Origin of the sequence: Thioclava sp. GXIMD2076, assembly GCF_037949795.1 — a bacterium.
Lineage (GTDB): Bacteria > Pseudomonadota > Alphaproteobacteria > Rhodobacterales > Rhodobacteraceae > Thioclava > Thioclava kandeliae.
This window is the reverse complement of record NZ_CP149932.1, coordinates 1,898,168-1,924,074: the sequence shown is the minus strand read 5'-3', so window position 1 is coordinate 1,924,074 and position 25,907 is coordinate 1,898,168. Positions and strand designations below refer to the sequence as shown.

Annotated in this window: 18 protein-coding genes; 9 read left to right on the top strand and 9 right to left on the bottom strand. The window is 60.9% G+C overall.

The annotated features are described in order from the left end of the window. Positions 1-7: 7 nt before the first annotated feature. On the bottom strand, positions 8-1,597 hold the full coding sequence (locus tag WDB91_RS09505; protein WP_339112324.1) for a Re/Si-specific NAD(P)(+) transhydrogenase subunit alpha: 1,590 nt from the start codon (positions 1,595-1,597) through the stop codon (positions 8-10). A gap of 440 nt (positions 1,598-2,037) precedes the next feature. Beyond that, complete coding sequence (locus WDB91_RS09500; protein WP_339112323.1) at positions 2,038-2,511, bottom strand: hypothetical protein; 474 nt, start codon at positions 2,509-2,511, stop codon at positions 2,038-2,040. Between the two features lie 170 nt (positions 2,512-2,681). Here WDB91_RS09500 and moaA point away from each other — a divergent pair, with 170 nt between their 5' ends. Together moaA and WDB91_RS09490 are read left to right on the top strand one after the other, a co-directional pair. Beyond that, on the top strand, positions 2,682-3,689 hold the full coding sequence (gene moaA / locus WDB91_RS09495) for a GTP 3',8-cyclase MoaA (protein WP_339112322.1): 1,008 nt from the start codon (positions 2,682-2,684) through the stop codon (positions 3,687-3,689). A 58-nt stretch (positions 3,690-3,747) separates the two neighbouring features. Then, the gene (locus tag WDB91_RS09490) at positions 3,748-4,515 is read left to right on the top strand and encodes a Crp/Fnr family transcriptional regulator (protein WP_339112321.1); all 768 of its coding nucleotides are present in this window, start codon (positions 3,748-3,750) and stop codon (positions 4,513-4,515) included. Between the two features lie 16 nt (positions 4,516-4,531). On the opposite strand, the gene WDB91_RS09485 is transcribed toward WDB91_RS09490, so the two are convergent. Then, entirely contained in the window at positions 4,532-5,710 is a 1,179-nt protein-coding gene (locus WDB91_RS09485) for a M20 aminoacylase family protein (RefSeq protein ID WP_339112320.1), read from the bottom strand. Positions 5,711-6,000: 290 nt separating this feature from the next. Here WDB91_RS09485 and WDB91_RS09480 point away from each other — a divergent pair, with 290 nt between their 5' ends. Beyond that, positions 6,001-7,932: a bifunctional diguanylate cyclase/phosphodiesterase gene (locus WDB91_RS09480; RefSeq protein WP_339112319.1), complete on the top strand. Its 1,932-nt coding sequence runs from the start codon at positions 6,001-6,003 to the stop codon at positions 7,930-7,932. Between the two features lie 6 nt (positions 7,933-7,938). Here WDB91_RS09480 and WDB91_RS09475 read toward each other — a convergent pair whose 3' ends face one another. Next, positions 7,939-10,362, bottom strand: coding sequence for an ATP-binding protein (locus tag WDB91_RS09475; protein WP_339112318.1), 2,424 nt, complete (start codon positions 10,360-10,362; stop codon positions 7,939-7,941). A 72-nt stretch (positions 10,363-10,434) separates the two neighbouring features. After that, positions 10,435-10,809, bottom strand: a complete 375-nt coding sequence (locus WDB91_RS09470) for a response regulator (RefSeq protein WP_339112317.1) — start codon at positions 10,807-10,809, stop codon at positions 10,435-10,437. A 78-nt stretch (positions 10,810-10,887) separates the two neighbouring features. Between WDB91_RS09470 and WDB91_RS09465 the strand changes: the two genes are divergently transcribed. Continuing rightward, positions 10,888-13,509 carry a CheR family methyltransferase gene (locus WDB91_RS09465; protein ID WP_339112316.1) on the top strand — a complete coding sequence of 874 codons (2,622 nt, stop codon included), beginning with the start codon at positions 10,888-10,890 and terminating at the stop codon, positions 13,507-13,509. Positions 13,510-13,526: 17 nt separating this feature from the next. Here WDB91_RS09465 and WDB91_RS09460 read toward each other — a convergent pair whose 3' ends face one another. Further along, positions 13,527-14,180, bottom strand: a complete 654-nt coding sequence (locus tag WDB91_RS09460; protein WP_339112315.1) for a TetR/AcrR family transcriptional regulator — start codon at positions 14,178-14,180, stop codon at positions 13,527-13,529. Between the two features lie 170 nt (positions 14,181-14,350). Here WDB91_RS09460 and WDB91_RS09455 point away from each other — a divergent pair, with 170 nt between their 5' ends. Together WDB91_RS09455 and WDB91_RS09450 are read left to right on the top strand one after the other, a co-directional pair. Continuing rightward, the gene (locus tag WDB91_RS09455) at positions 14,351-15,463 is read left to right on the top strand and encodes an HlyD family secretion protein (protein WP_339112314.1); all 1,113 of its coding nucleotides are present in this window, start codon (positions 14,351-14,353) and stop codon (positions 15,461-15,463) included. Next, on the top strand, positions 15,460-17,004 hold the full coding sequence (locus WDB91_RS09450) for a DHA2 family efflux MFS transporter permease subunit (protein WP_339112313.1): 1,545 nt from the start codon (positions 15,460-15,462) through the stop codon (positions 17,002-17,004). The genes WDB91_RS09455 and WDB91_RS09450 overlap by 4 nt, the downstream gene beginning before the upstream one ends. 15 nt (positions 17,005-17,019) lie before the next feature. Here WDB91_RS09450 and WDB91_RS09445 read toward each other — a convergent pair whose 3' ends face one another. Beyond that, complete coding sequence (locus tag WDB91_RS09445; protein WP_339112312.1) at positions 17,020-17,412, bottom strand: adenylyltransferase/cytidyltransferase family protein; 393 nt, start codon at positions 17,410-17,412, stop codon at positions 17,020-17,022. Next, positions 17,409-18,602 carry a LicD family protein gene (locus tag WDB91_RS09440; protein ID WP_339114497.1) on the bottom strand — a complete coding sequence of 398 codons (1,194 nt, stop codon included), beginning with the start codon at positions 18,600-18,602 and terminating at the stop codon, positions 17,409-17,411. Before WDB91_RS09440 ends, WDB91_RS09445 begins: the two co-directional genes overlap by 4 nt. Positions 18,603-19,459: 857 nt before the next feature. On the opposite strand from WDB91_RS09440, the gene WDB91_RS09435 reads away from it, so the two are divergent. From WDB91_RS09435 to WDB91_RS09425, 3 genes are read left to right on the top strand one after another with little or no spacing between them, the layout of a single operon-like run. After that, a complete protein-coding gene (locus WDB91_RS09435) occupies positions 19,460-20,794 on the top strand; it encodes a hypothetical protein (protein WP_339112311.1) in 1,335 nt (444 codons plus the stop codon). Further along, the gene (locus WDB91_RS09430; RefSeq protein WP_339112310.1) at positions 20,772-22,118 is read left to right on the top strand and encodes a hypothetical protein; all 1,347 of its coding nucleotides are present in this window, start codon (positions 20,772-20,774) and stop codon (positions 22,116-22,118) included. Before WDB91_RS09435 ends, WDB91_RS09430 begins: the two co-directional genes overlap by 23 nt. After that, positions 22,115-24,109 (top strand): cellulose synthase catalytic subunit, encoded by a 1,995-nt coding sequence (locus WDB91_RS09425; RefSeq protein ID WP_339112309.1) that lies wholly within the window; start codon positions 22,115-22,117, stop codon positions 24,107-24,109. Before WDB91_RS09430 ends, WDB91_RS09425 begins: the two co-directional genes overlap by 4 nt. 871 nt (positions 24,110-24,980) lie before the next feature. Here WDB91_RS09425 and WDB91_RS09420 read toward each other — a convergent pair. Then, positions 24,981-25,895, bottom strand: a complete 915-nt coding sequence (locus WDB91_RS09420) for an NADP-dependent oxidoreductase (RefSeq protein ID WP_339112308.1) — start codon at positions 25,893-25,895, stop codon at positions 24,981-24,983. Between the last annotated feature and the right edge of the window lie 12 nt (positions 25,896-25,907).

The window sequence follows — 25,907 nt, the reverse complement described above, 5'->3', positions numbered from 1 at the left end:
CACCCCCTTACGACTTCTGGAACATGGCAAGCATCCGGCGCGTAACCAGGAAGCCGCCGACGATGTTGATCGTGGCAATCAGGATCGAAAGCGCCGAGAGGATCACCACGAGCCAGCCGCCCGAGACCTGTCCACCTGCCCCGATCTGCAACAGCGCGCCGAGGATGATGATCCCCGAGACCGCGTTGGTGACCGCCATGAGCGGCGTGTGCAGGCTATGCGAGACATTCCAGATCACCTGGAAGCCCACGAAGCACGACAGCACAAAGACCACGAAATGCGCCATGAAGCTTGCCGGTGCGACAGCCCCAACGAGCAGCAGCAGAACAGTGCCCGCCACCAGCAGAGTGACCTGGGAGATCGTCTGCTTGCGGAAAGCCGCCTTTTCCTGCGCCTTGTATTCCTCGGGGGTCAGCTCCTTGGCTTTCTCCTTCGGCTTTTGCGCGGCAATCGCCTTGATCTTGGGCGGCGGCGGCGGGAAGGTGATCTCGCCCTGATGCACGACCGTCGCGCCACGGATCACGTCATCGTCCATATTGTGGTTGATGACACCGTCTTTTTCCGGCGTGAGATCGGCCAGCATGTGGCGGATATTGGTCGAATAGAGCGTCGAGGATTGCGTCGCCATCCGCGAGGGCAGATCGGTATAGCCCAGAATGGTCACGCCATTCTCGGTCACGATGCGCTCGTCCTTGACGGTCAGCTCGCAGTTGCCGCCACGCTCGGCGGCCAGATCCACAATCACCGAGCCACGCTTCATCATCTCGACCATATCCTTGGTCCAGAGCACCGGCGCATCGCGGCCGGGGATGAGAGCGGTGGTGATGACGATATCGACTTCCGGTGCCAGCTCGCGGAATTTCTTCAGCTGCGCTTCGCGGAATTCGGGGGAAGACGGGGCCGCATAGCCGCCCGTCGCCGCGCCATCCGTCTGGGCTTCCTCGAAATCGAGATAGACGAAGGAGGCGCCCATCGACTCGATCTGCTCGGCCACTTCGGGACGCACATCGAAGGCCATCGTGATCGCACCAAGCGAGGTCGAGGCGCCGATGGCCGCTAGACCTGCCACACCCGCGCCGACGATCAGCACCTTGGCCGGCGGTACCTTGCCCGCCGCCGTCACCTGACCGGTGAAGAAGCGACCGAAATTGTTGCCCGCCTCGATCACCGCACGGTAGCCCGCGATATTGGCCATCGACGACAGCGCATCCATCTTCTGCGCGCGCGAGATCCGCGGCACCATATCCATCGCGATCACATTCGCGCCTGTGGCCTTGGCGGCCTCCAGCATCTCGGGCGATTGCGCGGGATAGAAGAACGAAATCAGCGTCTGGCCAGCCTTCAGGCGGCTCAGTTCGGCCTCCTCCGGCGGGCGCACCTTGACGACGAAATCGACGGCGTCAAACAGCGCCTCCGCACCGTCGATAACGGTCACACCAGCAGCCTCATAGGCCGCATCGATGAAGCCTGCCTTGAGGCCGGCCCCCGATTGCACAAAACATTCATGCCCCAGCTTTTGAAGCTGAAGCGCCGAATCCGGCGTCATCGCAACACGCGACTCCCCCGAATAAATCTCCTCTGGAGCACCGATCTTCAAGTTGATCCCCCCTTTTGACGCGGTGTCAGGTAACAAGTGACCTGCCCAAACAGACAGGTCTTGCCAAATGCTTAGACTGCGCAAGATTGTTTCACAAGCGCCGCCATCGCCGAAATCCTTGGAAAGACAGCGTGATTACGAGTGAATACTAACGTATACCGAAGCATACAACGGTATGCGTTAGTTTTTCTATTCGATTTCAACCTGTTATTAGGCGTTTTTTCCAGGTCATGAAATTAAAATATGGAATAATCACTGTCCTATTTTTTTTCGATTGCGACAGTGTGACGCGAGCTGTTTGCGGAAACAGTCGAATATAAGACAGTTTTGCTGCCGTATTTTTAATAAGGTCCTGAATTAAAACCAAGTTGAGAGCAAAAGATATGCCGGCCCGTAACGAAACGGACCGGCACATAATGCCCCCGAGGGCATAGCCGTGATCAGAGGGAATAGACCGTAAGGGTCGGCAGGTCGGTCAGCGAGACATCCAGCATCCGCAGCGCCGAGAGGGAGAGCTGGCTCTCACCCGCCGGTGCGGGCATGAGCGTCACCTGCGCCGATTTACCGTTGGACAGGACGACCCGCCCTTTGGTTTCGGCTTTCACCAGCGAGGTTTTCAGCCAGAACCCACCCTGTGTCGGATCGCCGAGGCTGGCAACCGTTGTGCCGAGCTTGGTCCCACCGCTCGACTGCGCCATGGCTGCCGCACGCTCGTCAGCCGTGGCGGTGTCGAGCGCTTGCGCGGTCTGGGCGGCACCCTGCGGGATCGGGCTCTTGGTCAGGCCGGTGGAGGGGGCTGGACCGGGCTGGACCGCCGAAGGGCCTCCAAGATGCGAACATGCCGAAAGACCCAGCGCGGCCAGCGCCACGACAAGGCCACCCCGCACTCCGCCCCGCATCACGCTTCGTGCCACTCTACCGGTCCCTTGCGCAACGTTCATTCGCCCGTCCTCTCTGTCTTGCAAATCGTGATCGACTTCGATCTCGGCTTCAAGCTAGCGCAGCCCCTATGCCGGGGCAAATCGCATTCTGTAATTCCTACTGCGCGCTTGCCGAAACCTGCCGTCGACCCTAGATTTCCGCCATGGATAGCGCACCTCTCATCGACCCTTTCGCACGCCCGATCTCCTACCTCCGTGTCTCCGTGACCGACAGGTGCGATTTCCGCTGCACCTACTGCATGGCCGAACACATGCAGTTCCTGCCCAAAAAGGAGCTTCTGAGCCTCGAGGAACTCGACCGGCTTTGCTCGGCCTTTATCGGGCTGGGGGTGAAAAAGCTGCGCATCACGGGCGGTGAGCCCTTGGTGAGACGCGATATCATGACCTTTTTCCGCTCGGTCTCGCGGCATCTGGACAGCGGACAGCTTGAGGAGCTGACCCTGACCAGTAACGGCTCGCAGCTTGCGCGTTTCGCGCCCGAACTGGCCGCCATCGGTATCCGCCGGATCAATGTCTCGCTGGATACGCTCGACCCTGCGAAGTTTGCGGCCATTACCCGTTGGGGACGGCTCGATCAGGTGCTCGAGGGTCTGAAGGCGGCCAAGGCTGCCGGCCTGCAGGTGAAGATCAATACTGTCGCGCTGAAAGGGTTCAATGAGGACGAACTGTTCGATCTGGTGAGATGGTGTGGCGAGGAAGGGTTCGATTTGACCTTCATCGAGGTGATGCCGATGGGCGAGATGGGCGAGGAGGAACGGCTGGACCAATATTGGCCGCTCAGCCAGCTGCGCGCGCGTCTGGCCGAACGTTTCACGCTGGTCGATCTGGCCCATCGCACAGGCGGCCCTGCCCGCTATGTCTCGGTGGGCGGAACCGGCCAGAAGATCGGCTTCATCACGCCGCTGAGCCATAATTTCTGCGAGAGTTGCAACCGTGTGCGGGTCACCTGCACGGGCGAGCTGTATATGTGTCTGGGTCAAGAGGACCGTGCCGATCTACGCGCACCGCTGCGAGCAAGTGCGCAAGATGCGGATCTGGTTCAGGCGATCCGCGAGGCGATCTCGCGCAAGCCCAAAGGCCATGATTTCGACTATTCGCGCCAGAAGGTCGAGGGCCAGATGCCGCGTCATATGAGCCATACCGGCGGCTGAGGGAACCGTGAGGGCATTTCGCGCTTATGTCTTCTGACATAGCAAAGAAAGCCCGACCATGTTGCAGCCCAGCCCGCGTCACGTCCATAGCACGTCCTGTGCGGCCTGCCCTTTACAGAACAATCCCTGTTTCGAGGATTTCAGCGCGCGCGAACTGGCTTTCATGGAGAAGTTCAAAACAGGCGAGATCTCTGTTGCGGCGGGAAGTGCCGTCATAACGGAAGGTGCGGCCAGCCAGCATATGTATACCGTCCTGAGCGGATTGGGTATCCGCTACAAATCGCTGCCTAACGGCAACCGTCAGGTGCTGAACTTTGTCTTTCCGGGGGATTTCATCGGACTGCAGGCCGCTGTCATGGGCGAGATGTGCCACGGTTTCGAGGCCACGACCGAGATGCGCCTATGCGTCTTCGACCGTGCGCGCTACTGGGATTTGCTGCGCAACGAGCCTGAGCGCGCCCATAGCCTGACATGGATCGCCGCGCGCGAGGAGAATTTTCTGGGCGAGAGCTTGGCCACGATAGGTCAGCGTGGCGCAAGCAGCCGGATCGCTTGGGCCCTTTTGCAAATCTATACGCGGCAGGCCGAACTCGGTGCGTCGCGCAGCAAGCATGACGGGCTCTGGGTGCCTATGCCCTGGAAACAACAGGATCTGGCCAATGCGCTCGGCATGTCGCTTGTGCATACCAACAAGACGCTGGCCAAACTGAAACGCGCAGGACTGGCCGAATGGTCACGCGGCTGGCTGGCCCTGCCCGATCCCGAGCGGCTCGCCCGCGAGCAGGAGATCGTCCTGCCCGGTCAGGCGACCCGGCCACTTCTCTAGCCTCTTGCGCGGAGCATCACGCCGGAAGACGCGCCTCTACCATCTCGACAAACCAGCTTGCCCCATAGGGCAAGGCGCGGTCATCGAAGATGTAGTCCGCACTATGCAGGATCGCGCTATCGCCATTGCCCAGCCAGATATAGGCCCCGGGGCGCGCCTCCAGCATATAGCTGAAATCCTCGGCCCCCATCATTGGCGTCACGTTGGGGTTCACTTTGTCGGTGACCCGCTTTGCGCCCTCGACCGCAAGCGCCGCATATTCGGGGCGGTTCGACGTCACCGGATAGCCGCGATCATACGCGATCTCTGCACGCGCGCCGAATGCCTCGGCGGTGGCAGTGACGATCTGGTTCACGCGCTCCTCGACATAATCACGCAGTTCGGGGCGCATGGTGCGCACAGTGCCGCGCAGCATGACCTCCTGCGCGATAACATTATGGACCGAGCTGTCGGATTTTATCGCGCAGGTCGAAACCACCACCTGATCATGCGGGTTCACATTGCGCGAGGCGATGGTCTGCAGCGCCATGATGATCTGCGCCGAGACCACAACGGCATCTACCGCATCATGCGGCGTCGCGGCATGACCGCCACGGCCCACCACGCGGATGTCGAACTGGTCGCATGCCGCCATGATCGGGCCGTCACAGATCGCGAATTCTCCCACCGGAATGCCGGGCATATTGTGGATCGCATAGACCTCCTCGATGCCGAAACGCTCCATCAGACCGTCACGGCACATCTCCAGACCGCCGCCACCGCCTTCCTCGGCAGGCTGGAAGATCACCACGGCGCGGCCTTTGAAGGCACGCGTCTCGCAGAGATATTTCGCCGCACCAAGGAGCATCGCGGTATGGCCATCATGGCCGCAGGCATGCATTTTTCCGGCCTCTTTCGAGGCATAGGGCACATCAGCCTGCTCACGCACCGGCAGCGCATCCATATCGGCGCGCAGGCCGATGGCGCGGTCCCCGCTTCCCGCCTGACCGCCCCCCGCCTGACCGTGGATCACGCCCACAACTCCCGTGCGCCCGATCCCTTCGATCACCTCGTCGCATCCGAATTCGCGCAGCAGTGTGGCGACCCGTCCGGCAGTGCGTTCGACATCGAACATCAGTTCGGGATGCTGGTGGAAGTCATGCCGCCATGCGGTAATCTCGGGGAGAATCTCGGCAAAACGGTTCTTGATAGGCATGGTTGCGTCTTTCAGAGGGAAACCGGCCTGCAGATTGCGTGATGCGCAAGTCAGGCACAAGCCCCTGCCCTGCATCATTTTTGCAATGATACGCGCAACGCCCGCTCTCCCAACTCGAAAATCGGCAAATTTATTAAAAAAACGTTGACGATAACCCCGAAGTGATGATCTTCTTAAAGTTGTAAAACAGTCCGTTACGGTTTGCGGCTGTTATTTTATCATCAGAGTTTTCGGCCTCAAAATATCGATGTCACGAGTGCAAACGGTTTTTCATGCACAGGACATTATCCATGCCGCAAAAAACCTGCCCGAAAAATACAGCTTCCAGCCTGTTCAGTATGCCGCTGGACCAGCCTGCTGTCCGCGGCCGCCACAAGCTCCGCGAATTGGAGCTGCGCAATCTCCAGAGCGGCCACACGCGGGACTGTGGACCAGCCGCGGATGGCAGGCACAGCATCGACATCCCCCCCCCTGCCCATCCCACCAGCGCTCTGATCACCCTGGCAGAATACACCAAGCGGCTGACGGGGGCCGAATACACTTCGATCACACTTCTGGACACCGGCCATCACGAGGCCACGACGGAGCGGATTGGCGATCTGGAAGCGCATGCCCTGGCGGAAAGCATACAAGACAAACACGCCCCCCACGGAACACGCAAGATCTTCCATTCCCTGTCGGGCAACCACAGCTACTACCGCTTGCGGCTTCTGTCGGACGCGGGCCACCCGTTGGGTTTTCTTAATGTGGTTTTCCCCAAATCGACCCCCGACGATAGCGCGCGCAGGAGCTGTCTCGAAACCACGGCAGATCTGCTGGGACAAGTGCTGACGATACATATCGAGAAGCAGGCGCTGGAGGAGAATTACACAGCGTCCCAACTGCGCGAGAAAAAGCTCGAGCGTCAGGCCGAGGTCGATCCGCTCACACAGGTCGAGAACCATTCCGCTTTCGAGCGTAAGGTCCAGGAGCGCTTGACGATCCTGCGCACCAAAGGCAGCCGCGCCGCCTTCATCATGCTCGATATCGACCATTTCAAATCGATCAACGATCTTTACGGCCATAGTTTCGGCGATAAATATCTGCGCGTAATCTCGTCGGCCATCAGCTCGGCCTTTCCGCCGCCCGCCCTGATCGGACGGCTTGGAGGGGACGAATTCGGCGTTCTGGTCGAGACAGGCTACACCTCGGAGATCTATCTCGAGATGCTGCTTTCGCGCTGCCGAGCCGCCGTCCAGCGCGGGGCGGCAATGCTTGGCAAGGGCGATCTGGGACGGGTGAGTATCGGCGCGAGCCTGTTTCCGGAGCAGAGCGAGACCTATGGCGAGCTGTTCGAGCTGGCCGATAGCGCGCTTTATGCGTCCAAACATGCCGGACGTGCAGTCAATACCGTTTTCTCGGAAAGCCATCATGACAAGTTCAATTCGCGCGCTATCGGGCGGCGGTTCGAACGCGCTATCGCGGAGGATCTTCTGGAACCCTATTTCCAGCCGATTATCTCCACCGCGAGCGGCGCCCGGCTGGGCTACGAGATCCTCGCCCGCTGGCGCGACCCCGAACGCGGTATCCTGATGCCTGATGCGTTCGCCTCTGTCTTCAAGGATTACCGGCTGGCCGAGACGCTGACCCGAACCATGATCCAGCGCGCCCTGACAGCCTATGTCTCAGCCGGGCTGGAGCGGGAGCCCGGCCCTCCGGTCACGCTGTCCATCAACCTCACCTCCTTCGATCTTCTGAACCCCGAATTCGTCTTCGACATGCAGTTGATGTTGAACACGCATGGGCTGGAGTGGGATATGATCACGATCGAGGTGACAGAGAAGGTGATGCTGGACGAGCGCTCGGGCCAGATGCTGCGGTCGTTACAGGAGATGCGCACCCGGGGAGCAACGGTGGCACTCGACGATTTCGGCACCGGCTATGCGGGCCTGCGCCATCTGGCGGACTGGCCGGTGGATATCCTCAAGATCGACCGCAGCTTCTGCGCCAAGATCACCGAGACCGCATCCGACAAAGCTATCGCCGAAGGAATATTGCTGATCGCACAGCGCTGCGGCTATCAGGTCGTGGCCGAGGGCGTCGAGACACCGAGCCAGCTGGACGCCTTGCGTGCCCTGGGCTGCCCGAGGGTGCAGGGGTTCCTCTTCGCCCGTCCGATGTCGAGCGCGGATCTGGCCCGCGCGCCCAGCCGATATATCGTGGCTCCGCATACGGTCAACTGAGCCGGCTTACGCGGGAGATCCGGTCGCCTCTGTCGCGGGCGCCAGCATAACTCCCGGCGGGTTGGAGAGCGTCAGCTCGATCGCATTGACCAATCCGTCGAGCGCCAGCGGCTTGCGCAGTAAAAGCCCTTGGACCAGACGCCCCGAGCGGCTGAGCTGGTCAGTATAGCCCGACATATAGAGCACCTTCAGCTCGGGCCACTGGTGGCGGCATTTTGTGGCCAGCCGGTAGCCATCCACCCCTCCGGGCAGGATGATATCGCTGATCAGGATATCGGGCGCCTTTTCCAGACCCGTCGTGCATTTCCCGAGAGCTTCTGCCGCCGAACGGGCGGAGATCACTTCCGCCCCGAGCACCTGCAGGGATTGCGCGAGAATATCGTGGAAATGCGGATCATCCTCGACCACCATGAACAACAGCCCGGACAGGTCGGGCAGCCGCAGCGCGGTTTGCGGCGCGGAGTTCTGCACGTCGGTGACAGTCTCGAAGCTGAGCGTAGCGACCGTGCCCTTGCCTTCTATGGAACTCAGCTCGAAGCTGCCATCCGCCTGACGGGCGAAATTTTCCACCATTGGCAGCCCGAGTCCCGTTCCGCCCAGACTTTCGCGCGTGGTGTAGAACGGCTCGCGGACATGGCGCAGAAGGGCCTGTGACATGCCCGGACCGTTATCGACCACCGCAATCGCGACCTTGCCGCCGGGCATGGTCTGACAGCGCAGGGTGATTTCGCCATGGCCGCTGCCTTCCATGATCGCATGACTGGCATTGAGCACCAGATTGAGGATCGCACTTTCCAGATCGGTCGGAATACAGCGGATATAGACCGGTGTCGGAGACATATCGAGCCGCAGAAGCACTGCGGAGGGGATGGCCTGCCGCGCCAGATCGACGATGGTGACGAGCTTGGCCGTCAACTCGATCGCCTCTTTTTCGCTGGCACGGTCACGGGTGAGATTGAGGAGCCGCTCCGTCAGATCGGTGCCACGTTCGCAGACCGAACGGACGGCGAGGACCTTGGCGCGCTGCGTCTCGCTCAGCCCCTCCGTCTCCAGCAGGATCGTATCGACCGAAAGCCGCGCAGCGCCGAGGATATTGGCCATTTCATGCGCCACCCCGCCCGCCATCTGGCCGATGGCATCGAGCCGCTCGGTGCGCGAGATATTTTCGCGGAAGATCCAGCTTTCGGTCTGGTCCTCGATCGCCAGAATGCGCAGCGCCTCGGCAAAGCCCTGCCCTTTGCGCGTGAGCGTCGCCGTAATCTTCAGCGCATGTTCGCGCCCTTCAGCGTCGATCCACCCACAATGGAGTTCCCGCGTCGTCGGGCTATTCAGTAAGCGCCGGAACGGGTGCGATGCGCCCAGAAGGGGCTGGCGGTTATCGATGGAATGGAACCGTCCCTCGTGCAGGAAGGCCTCGGGGCTCTCGCCAGCCATCGCTTCGGCAGCAAGGTTCATCATCCGCAATCTGCCCTGCAGGTCGATCACGAAGACCGCCTTGTCGAGACCATCCAGAACATCACGCAGGCGTTTTTCCTCCAGCACCGAGCGGCGTGCGGCGATATTTTGGTAACGCGCCCCCCGCAAGGCTGTGACTGCCGCCAGAAACAAAAGACAGATCGCCAGTGCACTCAAGCGCAGATTGGGAGAAATCAGCCCGTGTTCCGTCGTACTGAGCGCCAGATAACATAGGAGGATCGGCCCGATCACCGCGAGCGGAAGAACAAGCCGCGCCATCTGCCCGCCCATGCTATCGGCGAGAAGATCGGGCAACCAGCTGCCCTCGGGGCTGGCACAGAGCGCCGCCATATAAAGGAGGAGAAACCCCGTCGCGGTATGGAAGGCCATATCCGACAGGTAGGTCACCTTGGCCAATGCGGGCGCATCGAACAGATAGGCCACCATCGCCACGAGACAGAGCAGGATACCGGCACTGGCCAATGCCGCGTGCAGATAGCGCGCCCAGCGGCCCCGCACCCCTTGCAGCCCCAGAATGACCACCATCAGGAAGACGCCCGAAATGGTGGCAGGCGCCATCCGGCCGGTCGGCGCGAGCCGCAGCGGATTGATACTGAGCGGCGTGGTATCGGGATCAGGCAGCGGATACATCTGGTCCTGAATCCCGATCACCGCCATTCCGAGCGCACCAAACAGGAATAAAAGCCGCAGACGCCGGTTCCATTGGCCCTCGCCGCGCAGCCAGAACGCTTGCGCCAGCGTCAGCGTCACGAGCCCCCATGCCGTTTGCGGAACCATCGCAGGCCATGTGGGGGCCAGCTGCCGCAGAGCCGCGCTCTCGAAGACATACCCGCCAACAAGCACCAGCATGGCCAGCGCGAGACATGCGGCCAGAAGCGCCCAGGCAACAGACACACTCGGCAATATCTGCGCGTCCGCGACATTGCGGTCTTGCGCCTGAAACATTCGTTTCATTTAAAATCCTTCCCCCATCCCGCTTGAAGTTCAGCTCGTTAAGACGCCCGTCCCTGCAGGGGGAGAAACGGATCAGGTACTGGTAGACACCACGAGCTGATCCACCAGCCGCGCCAACTCGGCCAGAGAGGTGGATTTCGGCACCCGCATATTCGCCTCGCGCATGCCCAGTCTGAAAATGGGCGAATCGACCACCTCCGACATCCCCGACAGAACGACGATCGGAAGATCGGGCGCGATCTCGCGGATCTTATGGAGCGCCACGATGGCCCCACCACCGGGCATCACGACATCCAAAAATACGATATCCATGCCACCAAGCTCGATATTGGGAATGAGCCGATCCGATTGTGTAACGCCTACTGTGACGTGACCATACGCATCCATGCCTTGCGAGAAGGCAATCAGGTAGTCTTGGTCGTCATCGGCGATCAGAATTCTAGCCAAACGGGTGTCCTTAAAGTTGCAGCTTGCAGAGTATGTGATAGGTTTTCAATTAACTCAAGAGCGACAAGGACTTCCCCCATGCACGATGCGCAGGATGCTCAATTTGCGGAAACCGGTGCATTGCCTCTTGTGGCACTGGGGGCCTCCGCAGGCGGGCTCGAGCCGCTCGAGACGTTCTTCGCGAATTGCGCCGAATATTCCGGCTGGGCCTTTGTCGTCATCCAGCATCTCTCGCCCGATTACCGCTCCATGATGGACGAGATCCTGAGCCGCCGCACAAATCTGCGAATCATCCACATCGAAGACGGCATGAGGATCGAGCCGGACACGATCTATCTCAACAGCCCCAACCAGACGGTCGAACTGAGCGAGGACCGGTTCATCGTCACCGCCTATGGCGCGCGTGGCCTGACACCGCCCATGCCGATCGACTCACTGTTCAAATCGCTGGCGACGCGGGATACGGAAAAGACCGTCGCGATCGTGCTGTCGGGTTCGGGAAGCGACGGGACGCGCGGCGCACAGGCATTGCATGCGGCCGAGGCCACCGTACTAGCACAGGTGCCCTCGCAGGCGGCCTTCTCCTCCATGCCGCGCTCGGTGCTGGCCGCCGGGGCGGCCGACCGTGTCCTGTCGGTCGAGGAAATGCCCGAAGCGATCAATATGATCTTCTCGCTGGGAAAATCGGGCCGTAACGCGATACTGGAGATCAAAGGCACCGCATCACAAGCGATCCTGAAGGCGCTGGAACGCAAATACCATATCGATTTCTCGGCCTATAAACCGGTCAATGTGCAACGCCGCATCGACCGCCGTCAGCATCTGCGCGGAATATCCACCGTCGAGGAATACCACGCGCTCCTAACGTCTGATGACAGCGCGCTCGAGGAACTCTATCAAGACCTTCTGATCGGCGTAACCGAGTTCTACCGCGATCAGGAAGCCATTTATGTGCTCCGTAGGGAGGCGCTCGACAAGCTCGTCGAGCGGTCGGATGACGATGCCCCCCTCCGGATCTGGATCCCCGGCTGCGCCAGCGGCGAAGAGGCCTATACGATCGCCATCGAACTGTCCGAGGCGCTGGAACAGGCCAAACTCGAGCGCAAGTTCCGTGTGATCGCCACCGATGTCCACCGCCGTTCCATCGACATCGCCTCGGCGGGGATCTATTCGGCCGAAAGCGTGGCCAAAGTCCCGCCAGCGCTACGCGCCAAATATTTCATCCACCATCGTGACCAGTTCATCGTCGAACCCAAGCTGCGGCAATCCATCATCTTCTCGGTGCATGATGCGCTCAGCGATCCACCTTTCATGAATCTCGACCTGATCTCGTGCCGCAATATGCTGATCTATCTGAACGAGGAGCCGCAGGCGCGGGTGATCTCGATGTTCCTTTTCGGGTTGCAGAAAAACGGCTACCTGCTGCTGGGGCCATCCGAATCCGTCGGTCGCTTCGGCAGCGAGTTCAAACAGGTCCATACCCGCTGGCGCCTGTTCCAGAAAGCTTCGAGCCGCCGTGTTCTCGACCGCACTATGCTGTCGAACCAGCTCGGCAGCGCCAGTCGCCAGAGCGAGCGCAACGACTTGCCCATGGCCCATTCCAGCAAACTCTCCGCCTCGCGTCACGCTCCGCGCAATGTCGCCTATACCAATGGAAGCTTTCTGGACATGACGCATCGCGAGATGCTTGTCGCGGGGTATGACGCGCTTCTCAAACGCTATGCGCCCTCCTCCATTCTGCTGACCTCCGACGGGCAGGTGCTCAGCTGGTTCGGCGCGGCGAGCGCCTTTATCGACACTATGAATAATCTTGCCGAATGGACGGTAGACCAGATCGTGCATCGCGACCTGCAATTCACAATCAAGGTGGGAATAGAACGGCTGCGACAGGGCGTGGTGGACACCTCGAGCCGGGATGTATCGGTGGATATGGGCAATGGCCGCCAGAGGATGGTAACGCTCCGGCTCGAACCGCTCGATCAGCTGGGCCGTGCGCGGTTGATGCTGGCGAATATCAGCTTCCGCGATGATCCGCAGGACGAGATCCTCGAGCCTGCACCGAGCGAGGCGACGCGGGCCAACGTCCAGCAGAACGAGGATACGCTTTTGTTGACACGCCGCATTCAGGAACTCGAGCGCGATCTGCGTCTGACAGAGGAAACGCTGCAGCATGTGACCGAACGGCTGGAGGCGAGCGGCGAGGAACTTCAGGCCTCCAACGAGGAATTGCAGGCCTCCAATGAGGAGCTTCAGGCCTCCAACGAGGAATTGCAGAGCTCGAACGAGGAACTGCATGCCGTCAACGAGGAACTGGTGACGCTAAGCACCGAGCACGAGATCCAGATCGACAAGCTGTCCGAGCTGAACCAGCAGACCGAAACCGTGCTGCGCAATCTCGGGCTCGGGGTGATCTTCGTAGATACCGACCTGCGCATCCGCCGCTTCAGCGACCTGATCGGAGCGCAGTTCCTGCTGGAGGCGCATGATGTGAACCGCGCACTGGCGGTGGTCTCGCCCAAACTCTCTTTCGTGGATCTGGCAGAGCTGACGCAGGAAGCGATCCGGACAGGGCAGTCCCAACGGGCCGAGGGCGAGCATGGGCGCAATTTCCTGCGGATCGAGATTTTCCCTATGGTCGATCCTGCCTCCTCTGTCGGGGCGCCGGTGACCGATGCGATGTTGATTTTCCACGGGCTCTGAGACCGGAACATCATGCCTCAGGGGCGCCCATAGGCCGCCATGAAAATGCGCACTGCCTCGCGGCAATTGGCCTCGATCTCGTCGTCAGCGGGCGGGGCCGCGCGGAACCCGAACAGGCATTGCCGCCATAGCCCTGCCGTTACCAGTTCGGAAAACCGGTGGGCAGTCATCAACGGATCATCAATGGCAAAGCGCCCCGCGGCGCTTTCCTGACACATCCAGTCCGACAGCACGCCCAGAAAATTCCGTGCGCCGGTCTCGTAGAAACGCTGGCCCAGTTCCGGCATGCGCTCGGCCACCCCGATCACGATACGCTGGCCGCGCACGACATCTTCCGAACACAGTTTGTGCCCCAACAGCCGCGCGGAGTGCAGAAGCTTCTCCTCGGCACTGCCCGGCCCCGCCAGAACCTCGTCGACACCCGCCAAAAAGATCCGCTTGCGCTGTTCGATCAGCCCGACGAACAGATCCTGCTTATCGGCGAAATAGACATAGAGCGTGCCTTTGGACACGCCCGCAGCCTTGCAGATACTGCTCATGGTGGTCGCGTCATAACCGCGCTCGAGAAACATCTTCCATGCGCCTTCCAGGATCTGGTCGCGCTTCTCGGGGTCCTGCCCCGCAGCGTGACGCCGGATCTGGCCGTCACAACAAGAATCGTTTTCGTGCATTACTGCCCCCGAGAGATTTCGGTGAATATAATCGAACCGCTTGGTTCGATAAAGCCCTTGATTGGTAAGCGGACTTGCCTTATCCACATCGAACCGAGCGGTTCGATTGATTCCGCCCGCCTGTCATGCCTGCCGTTCCGCACCGATCATCCGTTCCGAAAGCGCCCATAATGTCCTCCGCTCCTGATACTTCCGTCGAAAATCCCGCCCCCGCCTCCAAACCGGCAGGCCGCAAGAAAAAGATTCTTGCAGGCGTGGCCGTTGTCGCGATCGTGGCCGTTGGCTGGTTCGGCGTCAGCTGGTGGACCCACGGCCGCTTCATGGTGAAAACCGATGATGCCTATGTGCAGGCCGACGTCTCGCTGATGTCCTCCAAGCTGCAGGGCTATGTTTCCGAGATCGAGGTGAAGTCCAACCAGCATGTCGCCAAGGGCGACGTTCTGCTGCGTATCGATGATGGTGACTACAAGATCGCGCTGGAGCTTGCGCAATCCAAACTGCCAACCCTCGAGCGGACATTGGCACGGATCGACGCGCAGATCGCGGCGGCAGAAACCTCGGTGGAACAGGCCAAGGCGCAGCTCGGAGCGTCCGAGGCGGCGCTGACCAATGCCCAGACCAATGCCAAACGTGCCAAGGATCTGGCCGCGCGCCGCGTGACCTCGCAGGCCGATCTCGACACCGCAAACGAGACACTTGCCACGGCTCAGGCCAACAGGACCGCCGCCATTGCTGCCATCGCGGGGGCCGAGGCCGATGTCGAGGTTCTGCGCGCCGAGCGTGCGGAGAGTGAATCGAGCCGCAAGCAGCTGCAGCTGGCCATCGATCAGGCGCAGCGCGACCTCGAGCACACCGTGATCCGCGCGCCCTATGATGGTGTCGTGGCCAATATCGCAATTGAAGAGGGCGAGCTGGTCAGCATCGGCGCCACCCTTGCCGCCGTCGTGCCCGATCATGGTCTCTATGTGGAGGCCAATCTCAAGGAGACCCAGCTGGCCGGTATCACCCCCGGTGCCAAGGCGACCGTGGTGCTCGATGCCGACAAGGACCATCCGATCGAAGGGACCGTGACCTCCATCGCACCGGCCACGGGGGCGATCTTCTCGCTGATCCCGGCCGATAACGCGACCGGCAACTTCACCAAGATCGTGCAGCGTGTGCCGGTGCGCATCGCCCTGCCCGAGGATCAGGTGCCGCTGCGCGCGGGTCTTTCGGCCGAGATCGAGATCGACCGCCGCACCTCGCCCGCAGAGGGCCAGACCCAGACGGCCTCCTCGAAATGACCGACACGCCGGAGCTGACGCCACGCCGGATCATGGCCTTCATGGTCATGGTCTTCGGCATGTTCATGGCCATTCTCGACATCCAGATCGTCTCCGCCTCGCTGTCGGAGATCCAGGCGGGGCTCGGCGCCTCGCGTGACGAGATCTCCTGGGTGCAGACCGCCTATCTGATCGCCGAGGTAATCATGATCCCGCTCTCGGGTCTTCTGGGACGGATGATGTCCACGCGGCTCCTCTTTGCGGCCTCGGCTGCGGGCTTCACGGCGGCCTCCTTCATGTGCGCCACCGCCGGATCGATCAACGAGATGATCCTTTGGCGGGCGCTTCAGGGGTTCTTGGGCGGTGGCATGATCCCTTCGGTCTTTGCCGCGGCCTTCACCATCTTCCCGCCCTCCAAACGCAATATCGTCTCGCCGATCATCGGCCTGATCGCCACACTTGCCCCGACCGTCGGCCCCACGGTGGGCGGTTACCTGTCCCATGCGCTGTCGTGGCACTGGCTGTTCCTGGTCAATGTGCCCGCCGGCATTCTGGTGACCGTTGGCGCGCTCAGCCTGATCGATTTCGACAAGCCCGACTGGAAGCTGTTCCAGACCTTCGACTGGTGGGGCCTTCTGGCGCTGGCCTGTTTCCTTGGCGGGATGGAATATGTGCTGGAGGAAGGTCCGGGCAATGACTGGTTTCAGGACGAGGCCGTGGCCATCCTGTTTATCATTGCCTCAATCGGTTGCGTGACCACCTTCTGGCGGGCCTTCACCCGCGAGAATCCGGTCGTCGATTTCAGTGCTTTCACTGACACCAACTTCTCGCTCGGCTCGCTCTTTTCTTTCGTGATGGGCATCGGGCTTTACGGGATGACCTATCTCTACCCGCTCTACCTGTCCTCCGTGCGTGGCTATGACAGCCTGATGACCGGCGAGACGGTCTTCGTTTCGGGGATCGCGATGTTCATCGCCGCCCCTCTGACCGGCATGCTGGCCTCGAAAGTCGATCTGCGGGTGATGATGGTCGCGGGGTTCCTGGGCTTCGGCCTCTCGACCTATATGCTGACCTATATGACCGACCAGTGGGATTTCTGGGAACTGTTCTGGCCGCAGGTTCTGCGCGGCATGTCGCTGATGATCTGTATGGTGCCAATCAACAATCTCGCGCTCGGCACGCTACCGCCCGCCAAGATCAAGGGCGCCTCGGGGCTGTATAACCTGATGCGGAACCTTGGCGGTGCGGTGGGGCTTGCGGTCATCAACCAGATGCTGACCGACCGCCAGGCGCTGCATGACGCGCGGCTCGCCGAGGCGGTGAATTGGGCCAATCCGGAAGCGCTTCGCCAGCGCGATCTTCTGGCCAATATCTACAGCCAGTCAGGGCTCGACGGCACCACGGCGGCACTGTCGCAACTGGCCGCACGGGTGCAGGGACAGGCCCATGTGATGGCCTTCATCGACACATTCGTGGTGCTGACCTTCCTCTTTGCCAGTCTCGCCCTGATGGCGCTCGCGATGAAACCGCCAAAGGCGCAGGGCAAGCCGCCCGCCCATTGAGGCGGGAGATTGCGTTCAGGCGCTGCGGACGAAAAGTTTGATCTCGGTGCTCGAGACATCTTTCGTGCGCTCGAGATAGATCACCTCGCACAGATCGGACAGGTCATCGAAATGGCCGGCCCAGTCATCGCCCATCGCGAAGATATCGATCTCCAGACGTTCGATATCGCGGCGCTTCTGCTCCCAATGCTCTTCGGGAATGACCTCGTCGACATAGCGGCAGGCCGCCACGATCTCGGCGCGATGGGCATAGGGGATGGAAGAGCGCTTGCCCTTGATCGCGTTGAACTCGTCGGTCGAGACCGCCACCGTCAGATGGTCGCCCAGATCGGCAAGCCGCTGCAACAGCCGCACATGGCCATGATGGAACAGATCGAATGTGCCGTAAGTAATCACTTTTCGGGTCATTTCAGTTCCTTCTCAAGCAGGCTAAGAAAAGCCGAGAACCTCTTCTTCGCCTTGGTCCAAGGAAATACGAAAAACGGATCGGGCACCCGCCATCCCTCGCCGTAATTGGCGCTCAGGACGGTATCGGGGTCTTTGGGGATCAGGCGGCGCGGATTACCCTGCCACGGCACCAGATCCATCAAGGCCTCGCGCGGGACATCGCCATAGCTATAGGGATAGACAAACAACCTGCCCTCCTCGCTGATCCATGCGGGGAACAGATCCACCTGCACCGGACCCACGCGCTTGAGCTTGTGGATACCGGCCGAGACATTGGCCTCGGGATCGATAAGCTCTTCCTCCTCCAGAAGCGTGCGAAGCTGCGAGAAGGCTTCGGCAGCCTCCTCCTCGTTACGCGCATCAAGAAGCACGGCCACATCGATATCATCGTCATGGGGCAGGAAATCGCCATCGCGAACGACGCCCAGAAGCGTGCCGGAATTTAGGAAAACCGTCAGCCCCAGTTCGGCCAGCCGCTCGGCCATCACGTCGAACGCCTCCCAGACGGTCGCGCTTTCCAGCCCGTCGAAGGTCATCCCGCCATGCGGTGCGAGGGCCACGCCATGGCTCGTCATATGCTCGGTGAGCGCGTCAAAGGCCAGCGGTCGCCCCTGTGTCTCGAACGCCTTGCGGATATGGGTCATATGCATCCGGCCACGCGCCGGACGTCTGTCGAACAGCCCGTAGAGCCAGCGGCGGGCAATCCGGTTGCGCAATGTCGTCGGACGGCCATCGATCCGCTTGTAGAGCGTCTTGAACAGGGTATTGCTGCGGGCTTCGGGTTCGCTACGCGCGTAGATCTCCATCAGCGCCACCATCCGCGCATCGCGCAGTTCCGGCAGATCGAAGCTACGGATATAGTCGCTGCGCCGCCCGTCGGGCGTTTCGAGGAACAGATGTAGCGGGAAGCGGTGCAGATCGATGAATTGCGACACGATCCGCGCGCGATCGGCATTACCGCCATCGGTAAAACGGCGCGCGAGCTTGGGGGTGCGCTTGTCGTTGAAGACCACGGGCAGCGTGCCCTCCTCACCCCGCAAGACCAGAACGGGAGCGTCCTCACCGGCGTTCAACGGGAACGCGTCCGAGACGATGAACGACCCGCTGAGCTTGGCCTTACCACGCGGCACATCGACATCCAGCGTCAGCATATCGCTCACGATCATCTCGCGCAGGGGCGCGCTCTTCGCAATTATGTCGTTGTCTTTCGGAATCGGCCCGCCCCTTGATATATGACAGTTTCGTGACACCGATATTGCTGAACGGGTCGGCATCGCGTCAATCGTTAAAAAACTATTAAGTAAATGCGGTCCAATTGTGACAATCTCCGGTTAACGGCGCCGAGGCATTGCACCGTTCTGCCCCAAATCGGTGAAACTCATAGCAGCATGAGAACAGTGCAGCGGTTTTCCGAAGTATGTGTCCCATATAATAAACATATCAATTTGGCACTCCAACTCCGGCCCACGCCTTGCACGCACGCCCTGTTTCAGCTCCTACCGGACGGCTTAAGCGCTCCGAAGCCGCGCAACGTAAATCAACCAAAGCGTGTATTGTGACACAATGAAAATCCTCAAAATTGTTCTATAACTTACTGATTCGAGCGAAAAAATCTGAAACTCTTCTGAAATACGTTTCTGAAACACCCACGCACATTTTTTAAACATCTTCGATGGCAGCCCTTAATTGTGATCAGATAGAACGGGTTGTCGCTCTGCGCTTCGTCAATTTCGAGGCTAAAAGTTAATAAGATTTCGTGATTAATATCCGTAAATGGAAAAAGTAAATGACGGCACTTGATCGGATATCGGTCGCGTGTTGTCATTTACTTAACGAAAGGTAAACCGGGATTGTCCGGTTTAGACGATAAAGCAAGATCCTCCACGACTTCTCGCCCCGGCGCACTGCGCGTCGGAGGAGAACCTATTCAGCTCCGACCCTTCGGGTCGGCGCTCGAGACCTCTTTGCCTTACTCCAGACGTTCAACATCGAGAAATGGAGCCCTCCCATGGCCTTTTCCACTGGTCTCGCTGGTATGCGGGTCTTTTCCTATAGTGCTGCCTCGGTATTGGGGCTTCTGATGGTGTCCAATACCCTCGCTCCGGTCCTGACGACCCGATCCGAACGCGCCATTGTCAATGCGCCCTCCTATCTGATCACCGCCCCCATTGACGGGGTCGTGCAGGGTATGACCATGAACACCGGCAGCCGCCTACGCGACGGCGAGACGGTCGCGCGCATCCGCAATGTCTCGGTCGATCAGGCCAAACTGGTCGAATTGCGGCTTCGGGTCAGCGAGATGACACAGGAGATCACACAGCGCAATCTGCGCCTGAAGACCTTCGAGACGCAGGCCGCCCAGCTGTCGGATCAGGTGCTGCGCATGCAGCGCGAGGTGCTTGGTAATCTGGAGAACGAGCTGGCCATAAACCAAACCCGCATCGAGCGCCTCGAGGCGACGCTGGGACTGGCAAAAGGGGCGGCCGCCCGTCAGGCCAAGCTGCAGACGGCCGGTATCGTGTCCAAGACCGTGGCCGAGGACCAACTGGTGACCGCCGATATCGTCCAGAGCCAGCTGGACGAGTTGCAACTGGGCAAACGCCAGCTCGTCGAGCGCCTGAACGCCGCGCGCAAGGGGATCATCGTCGGGATAGATAGCGGGCAGGTGCCCACCCTGCAGGCCGAATGGCGCAGCGCGACACAGGCGATCGCGCTGTTGAAGGGCGAGATCTCGACACAGGAAGACGGTCTGCGCGCGGTGATCGCCATGCGCGATGCCGAGGAGCACCGCGTCTCGCTGCTGAGCGAGACCAGTGTCGAGGTGCAGGGCCAGTCCGAGGTCACGACGCTGGCCATCGAGGACGGGATGGCGGCGCGCGCAGGCGATACCCTCGCCCGTGCAGTGCGTTGTGATCAGCGTGTGATCGTGGCCATTTTCCCCGAACGCACCGCCAGCAAACTCGGCCCTGGCACCGCGATGAAGATCTCCTCCCCCGATTGGCCGGAACCGGTGCCAGCCAAGGTGACCTCGATCCTGCCGCGCACCACGGATACCGAGGATACTCGCTATGTGCTGCCCTTCCCGCCCACCGAACGGCGCGAGTTCTATGTGATGATCCAGCCCGAAGCTGCCCCGCCGCAGACGGGCGGCATGGCCTGCGGCGTTGGCGCATGGGTCACGGCGGAGCTTCAGGAGGGCACCCTGCCGCAATTGAGCGCAGGCGTGCGCGGTCTGCTCGATACGGCTCTGGCCGCGATCAAGCCGAATTCGGCGCTGGCCGCCTCTGAGGACACGGCGTTCCCCCGCCATGAGATCGCACATGATGTCGCCTCGGGGCTTTAGATCCCCCCTGCTCGGCGGCATTCTGGGCGTGTTTGTAACAAGTTCCTTTTTTCCCGCTGCCATGGCCTCTCCGCCTGCGGAGCTGGAGGAGACATTATGCACCTCCCTGCGAACGAGCCTTCCTGCCGGGCCTGATCCGGGTTTTCTAACCAGCTGGCCTGAACAGCCCGACCGCGGCGCGGGCGTCTCGCAGCCCGATCCGGCGTTGCGCGATGCGGGCTTTGTCTATGACAACGCCCTTGCGGTGATCGCCCTTCTGGGCTGCGGGGACCTGCCCTCGGCCCAGCGCATCGGCGCAGCCTTCCTGCAGGCGCAGGAGGCGGATCGCAGTTATAGAGATGGCCGCTTGCGCAATGCCTATCGCGCGGGCCTTTCCGCCCGGCCTGCCTTGCCCCCCGGTTACTGGTCGGACAAGGAGGGGCGCTGGATCGAGGATGCCTATCAGGTCGGCACGACGAGCGGCAATATGGCATGGGTGGGGTTGGCCTATCTGCATCTCTCTGCCGCCAGCCATGACCCGAAATGGCGCGCGGCGGCGCTGGGGCTTGCCTACTGGATCGATGACCATATGCGCCCCGATAACGGGACGAAGCGGGGCTATCTGGGCGGCTATTTCGGCTTCGAGCCCGACCCTGCCCGCGCGCCATGGTCCTCAACCGAGCACAATCTCGATATCGTCGCACTATCACGGGCCCTGATGGCCAGCACGCCCCCCCTGCCGCCGGACGATGGCGCGCGGCTCGAACAGATCGAGGCCACCGCCCGCGAGATGGTTCTGAAAATGTGGCGCCCCGCGCGCGGAGCCTTTCTGACCGGCACCACTCCAGAGGGGCAGCCCTCAGAGAACGGCGGCACGATGCTCGATGTGCAGGTCTGGCCCTATCTGGCACTCCCCGAACTGGGCCGGATCAGCGGCCGCCCTGCAACCGTGGCCGACATCCTGAAAGGGCTCACTGTCACCCGAAACGGGCGGAATGGGTTGGATTTCAACGACGACCGCGACGGCATCTGGGCTGAAGGCACGGCACAGGCAGCCCTCACCCTGAACCGGCTGGGTCTGACCGCACAGGCAACAGAGTTCATGATCACCCTCTCGACGCTCGTCGACCCCGCGACCGGCTACCTTCTCGCCACGGATGGCACCACCCTCTCGACGGGCCTCTCCATCGGGATCGGATCGAGCGGGGAGATCGCCTTCACCTATCCGCCCCGCCCGCATCTCGGGGCCACCGCCTGGGCGCTTCTGGCCCTGCAGGACCGCAATCCCTTCATACCGGCCCCCTCGCCACTTTCCCAAGACCCCTCTCCGGAGCCTCTCCAATGATTTCTCCTACGCTTGCGGATATGTCCTCGATCCTTGCCTATAATCTCGGGCTGCTGTTCCTGATGCTGGCGCTTGCACTGGGGCTGCCCTCCGACAGGCCCTTTCCACGGCGTCTGATCGGATCGCTCACCGCGCTCTCGGTCATCCTCTACGCGGTCTGGCGCACCACACAGACCCTGCCCGAGTTCTCGTTCACGCTCAAAGGGCTCTGGCCGTGGATCTTCTGGGCGGCGGAGATGGCGGCCATCGCCTATTCGCTCGCCTCGATCGTCATCCTGTTCAACCATCGCGACAATGGGGAGTTTGCCGACGGCGCCGAGGCGATGCTGGAGGCCAGCGAGGACTGGCCCCGCGTGGATGTCTTCATCTGCACCTATAACGAGCCGATCAATGTGCTCGAGAAATCCATCCTGCCCGCGCTGGCGATGGATTACCCAGATTTCCGCGTGTTTGTCTGTGACGATACCCGCCGCCCCGCCCTGCGGGCCTATTGCGAGGCGGTAGGTGCCAATTACCTGACACGCCCCGACAATGCCCATGCCAAGGCCGGAAATCTCGACAATGCCTACCGGCTGACCGATGATGCGGGCAAAGGCGATCTGATCCTCGTGCTCGATGCCGATTTCGCGCCCCAGCGACAGTTCCTGCGCCGCGTGGTGGGCATGTTCGAGGAACCCAGCGTCGGCCTCGTCCAGACCCCGCAATTCTATTACAACAACGACCCGATCCAGCATGCCTTCGGATTGAGCGACAGTTTCGTCGATGACCAGCGCGTGTTCTTCGATATCTTCCAGCCCGCAAAAGACGCGGTGGGCTGCGCCTTCTGCGTCGGCACATCCTTCGTTGTCCGGCGCAATCTGATCGCCGAGTTGGGCGGGTTCCCCAAGGGCGTTCTCTCGGAGGATATGTGGCTCAGCTACAAGCTGATGGAGCTGGGCTACCAGACCCGCTGGCTGAACGAGAGGCTCTCGGTGGGGCTCTCTGCCGAGGGTGTGGGCGAATATATCACCCAACGCACGCGCTGGTGTCTGGGCACGATCCAGATCGGCTGCATGCCCGACGGGCCGCTCTCGCCCAAAGGCCGGTTCACCCTGCGCCAACGGCTGCATTATGTGCACGGGCTGATGTCATGGCTGTCCAAGCCCTTCATCCCGCTAATGCTGATCGCCCCCGTGCTTTACTGGTATTTCGACCTGCCCGCCTATCACGCGGACGAGCTGGCCTTTCTCAGCTTCGGCCTCCCCGCGCTGATCTGTTTCTGGGTCTACTCGACTTGGGTCTCGGGCGGGCGCACGCTGCCGCTTCTGACCGAGGTCACCCATGCGCTGACCGCCCTTCCCGTGACCATGACCCTCCTTGCCGCGCTCAGAAACCCGTTCGGCAAACCCTTCAAGGTCACCGACAAGGGCGGCGACCATTCATCGGTCAAGGTAAACATTCCGCAAGCCACCTTCTTCGGCGCGATCTCCATGGCTCTGGGGCTGGCCATCGCACTCAATCTGGTGGGGCCGCTCGCGATCACCGAACCTTCGGCCAAGGATCTCTTCAATCTGACTTGGGCGGCGGTTGCGATGCTGATCTCGGTCATGGCGCTCGGGATCTGCTATGAGCGCCCCCGCCCCGGCAACGAGGTGGAGATCCGTATGGATCTGGCAGGCCAGCTCCGCTACGGCTCGGAGATACTGGATCTGCGGCTTACAGGGCTGAGCGTCGAACACGCCCGCGCCACTATGGCACAGGGCATCCAGCGGCTGACCGCCAACAGCGTGTGTATTCTGGAACTTGACGGGCTGCCCGAGATCCCTTGCCGGATCGGGATCCTGCGCGCCCATGGTGGACGCCAGAGCCTCAGACTGGAGTTCATGCCCGATACGGCGGCGCGTCAGGCCCTGACCCGCCATCTCTTCTCGCAAGCCCCCGAAAACGTGGCGCGGCGCGGGCAGCTGCTGCCCGCAATAGGCCATAGCCTACGCCATCTCCTCTGGGCGTGACCTATCGGAGAGGCCCGACAACGCCTCAGGTTCATGCGGCCCGAGTGGCGACAGACGCACCCCATCTGTCTGGCCCCGCGTGAACCCGATCCAGTCCTACCCAGCTTTCCGATCGGACAAGCGCCCCTTATCTCCGAGGCATCAACGGTTTCAGATGCCTGGCAGGAACTGCCACGACTAACAGACCTTCCATGCGCACTTCGCCCGCCGGAACGAGAAGAAGGAGCGCCAACGAGCAGGGACGAGAGGTTCACCCAGGAAGATGAGTCGGACCAGATCCCGAGCTGGATTCGGCTGACAGGGGTCCAGCGCTACTTTTCGGTCCACCGCCACACGGTCTGCAAGGCCGAGAGGGAAAGTAAGATCAAGATCTTCCGGCAGTCTAAAAGCTGCAGAAGGCGTGAAGACATTGATAAATGGTGCCCCCAGAGAGCATAATAAAATTATTTAAAATCAGAATACTAAGAAAAAATTCGGGAGAAAAATGCGTATCATAACTATTATCTCAAAGAGATAGCTAAATAGCTTCCCGCCCTATTCTAAGAAGCAGATTCGTGGTTCAAATCACTTCGCGCCTACCAATTCGATTTTCGCGCACAAAAAAGTTCAGAGCATCAGGCGAAAAGTATCTCCTTCGAAAAGCGAATGAGACACTTTCTTAAAATTGCACAAACGGCCCAAAGCCGACGGTCGAGGTGGCATTGTCGCTTAGATGTAGCTTCCCCAAAGTGGTCTTTCGCGGCATGATGCAGAAAAATCTCAGGGTGAAGGTTGGCGCAGCGGGACCAAGCGGACGTTACACGCCTTCAGTCCTCTTCGTTGCTTTCCCGCCGTTACCCGTTCGGAACGCTGCGCCCTCTTCGCAGGATCATTACATCGTCAGCACAATCTTCCCGCGGGCGCGCCCGTTCTCGGACAGCTCCAAGGCATCTTTAACCTCGGATAGACCAAATGTCCGTTCGATGCGTGGCACGAGTTTTCCAGCTTCGGCGAGTGCGCCGATCCGCCCAAGTGTCTCGGCGTTCGAAGCCGTGAAGGAACGTTTCACCGTGACGCCATAACGCGCGGCCTCATCCCCTTCCGGGAGAGCCACGACGGTCACCATTACACCGCCCCGGCGGAGGGTTGCGAAGGCTCGCTGGAATGTCTCGGCACCGACCGTGTCGAAAACCACGTCCATGTCATGGACGAAATCTTCGAAGCGGCATGCGGTATAATCGACAACCTCATCGGCCCCTAAGCCGCGCACAAGGTCGATATTGCGGGTCGAGCAAAGGGCGGTGACATGCGCGCCGGCCGCCTTGGCAAGCTGGACCGCAAGCGTTCCCACACCACCGGATGCGCCGGTGATCAGCAGGCGCTGGCCCTCTACAAGGCCGGCCTCGTCGAACATCGCTTGCCAGGCCGTGGTGCCAGCAAGCGGGAGTGCCGCCGCCTTCTTTAGACCGAGCCCTTCGGGCTTACGGGCGATATCGACGGCGGGAACGGTAAGGTATTCCGAGAAGGCGCCGGTCTTGACCATCCCGAAAACCTCATCACCTGCGGAGAAGTTCGTGACGCCTTCTCCGGTCTGTTCGACAATCCCGACATACTCGCTGCCGAGCCGGATGGGGAGCGTCATTCCCATACGGGCGCCGGCGCCGCTGCGGATTTTCCAGTCGACGGGATTGACCCCGGCCGCAAGGACCCGAACGAGCACTTCGCCGGCGCGCGGAACCGGACGCTCCGCCTCCGATAGATGCACGACGCTGTTAGGGCCATATTCTTCGATATATGTCGTGAGCATTGTATAATGCCT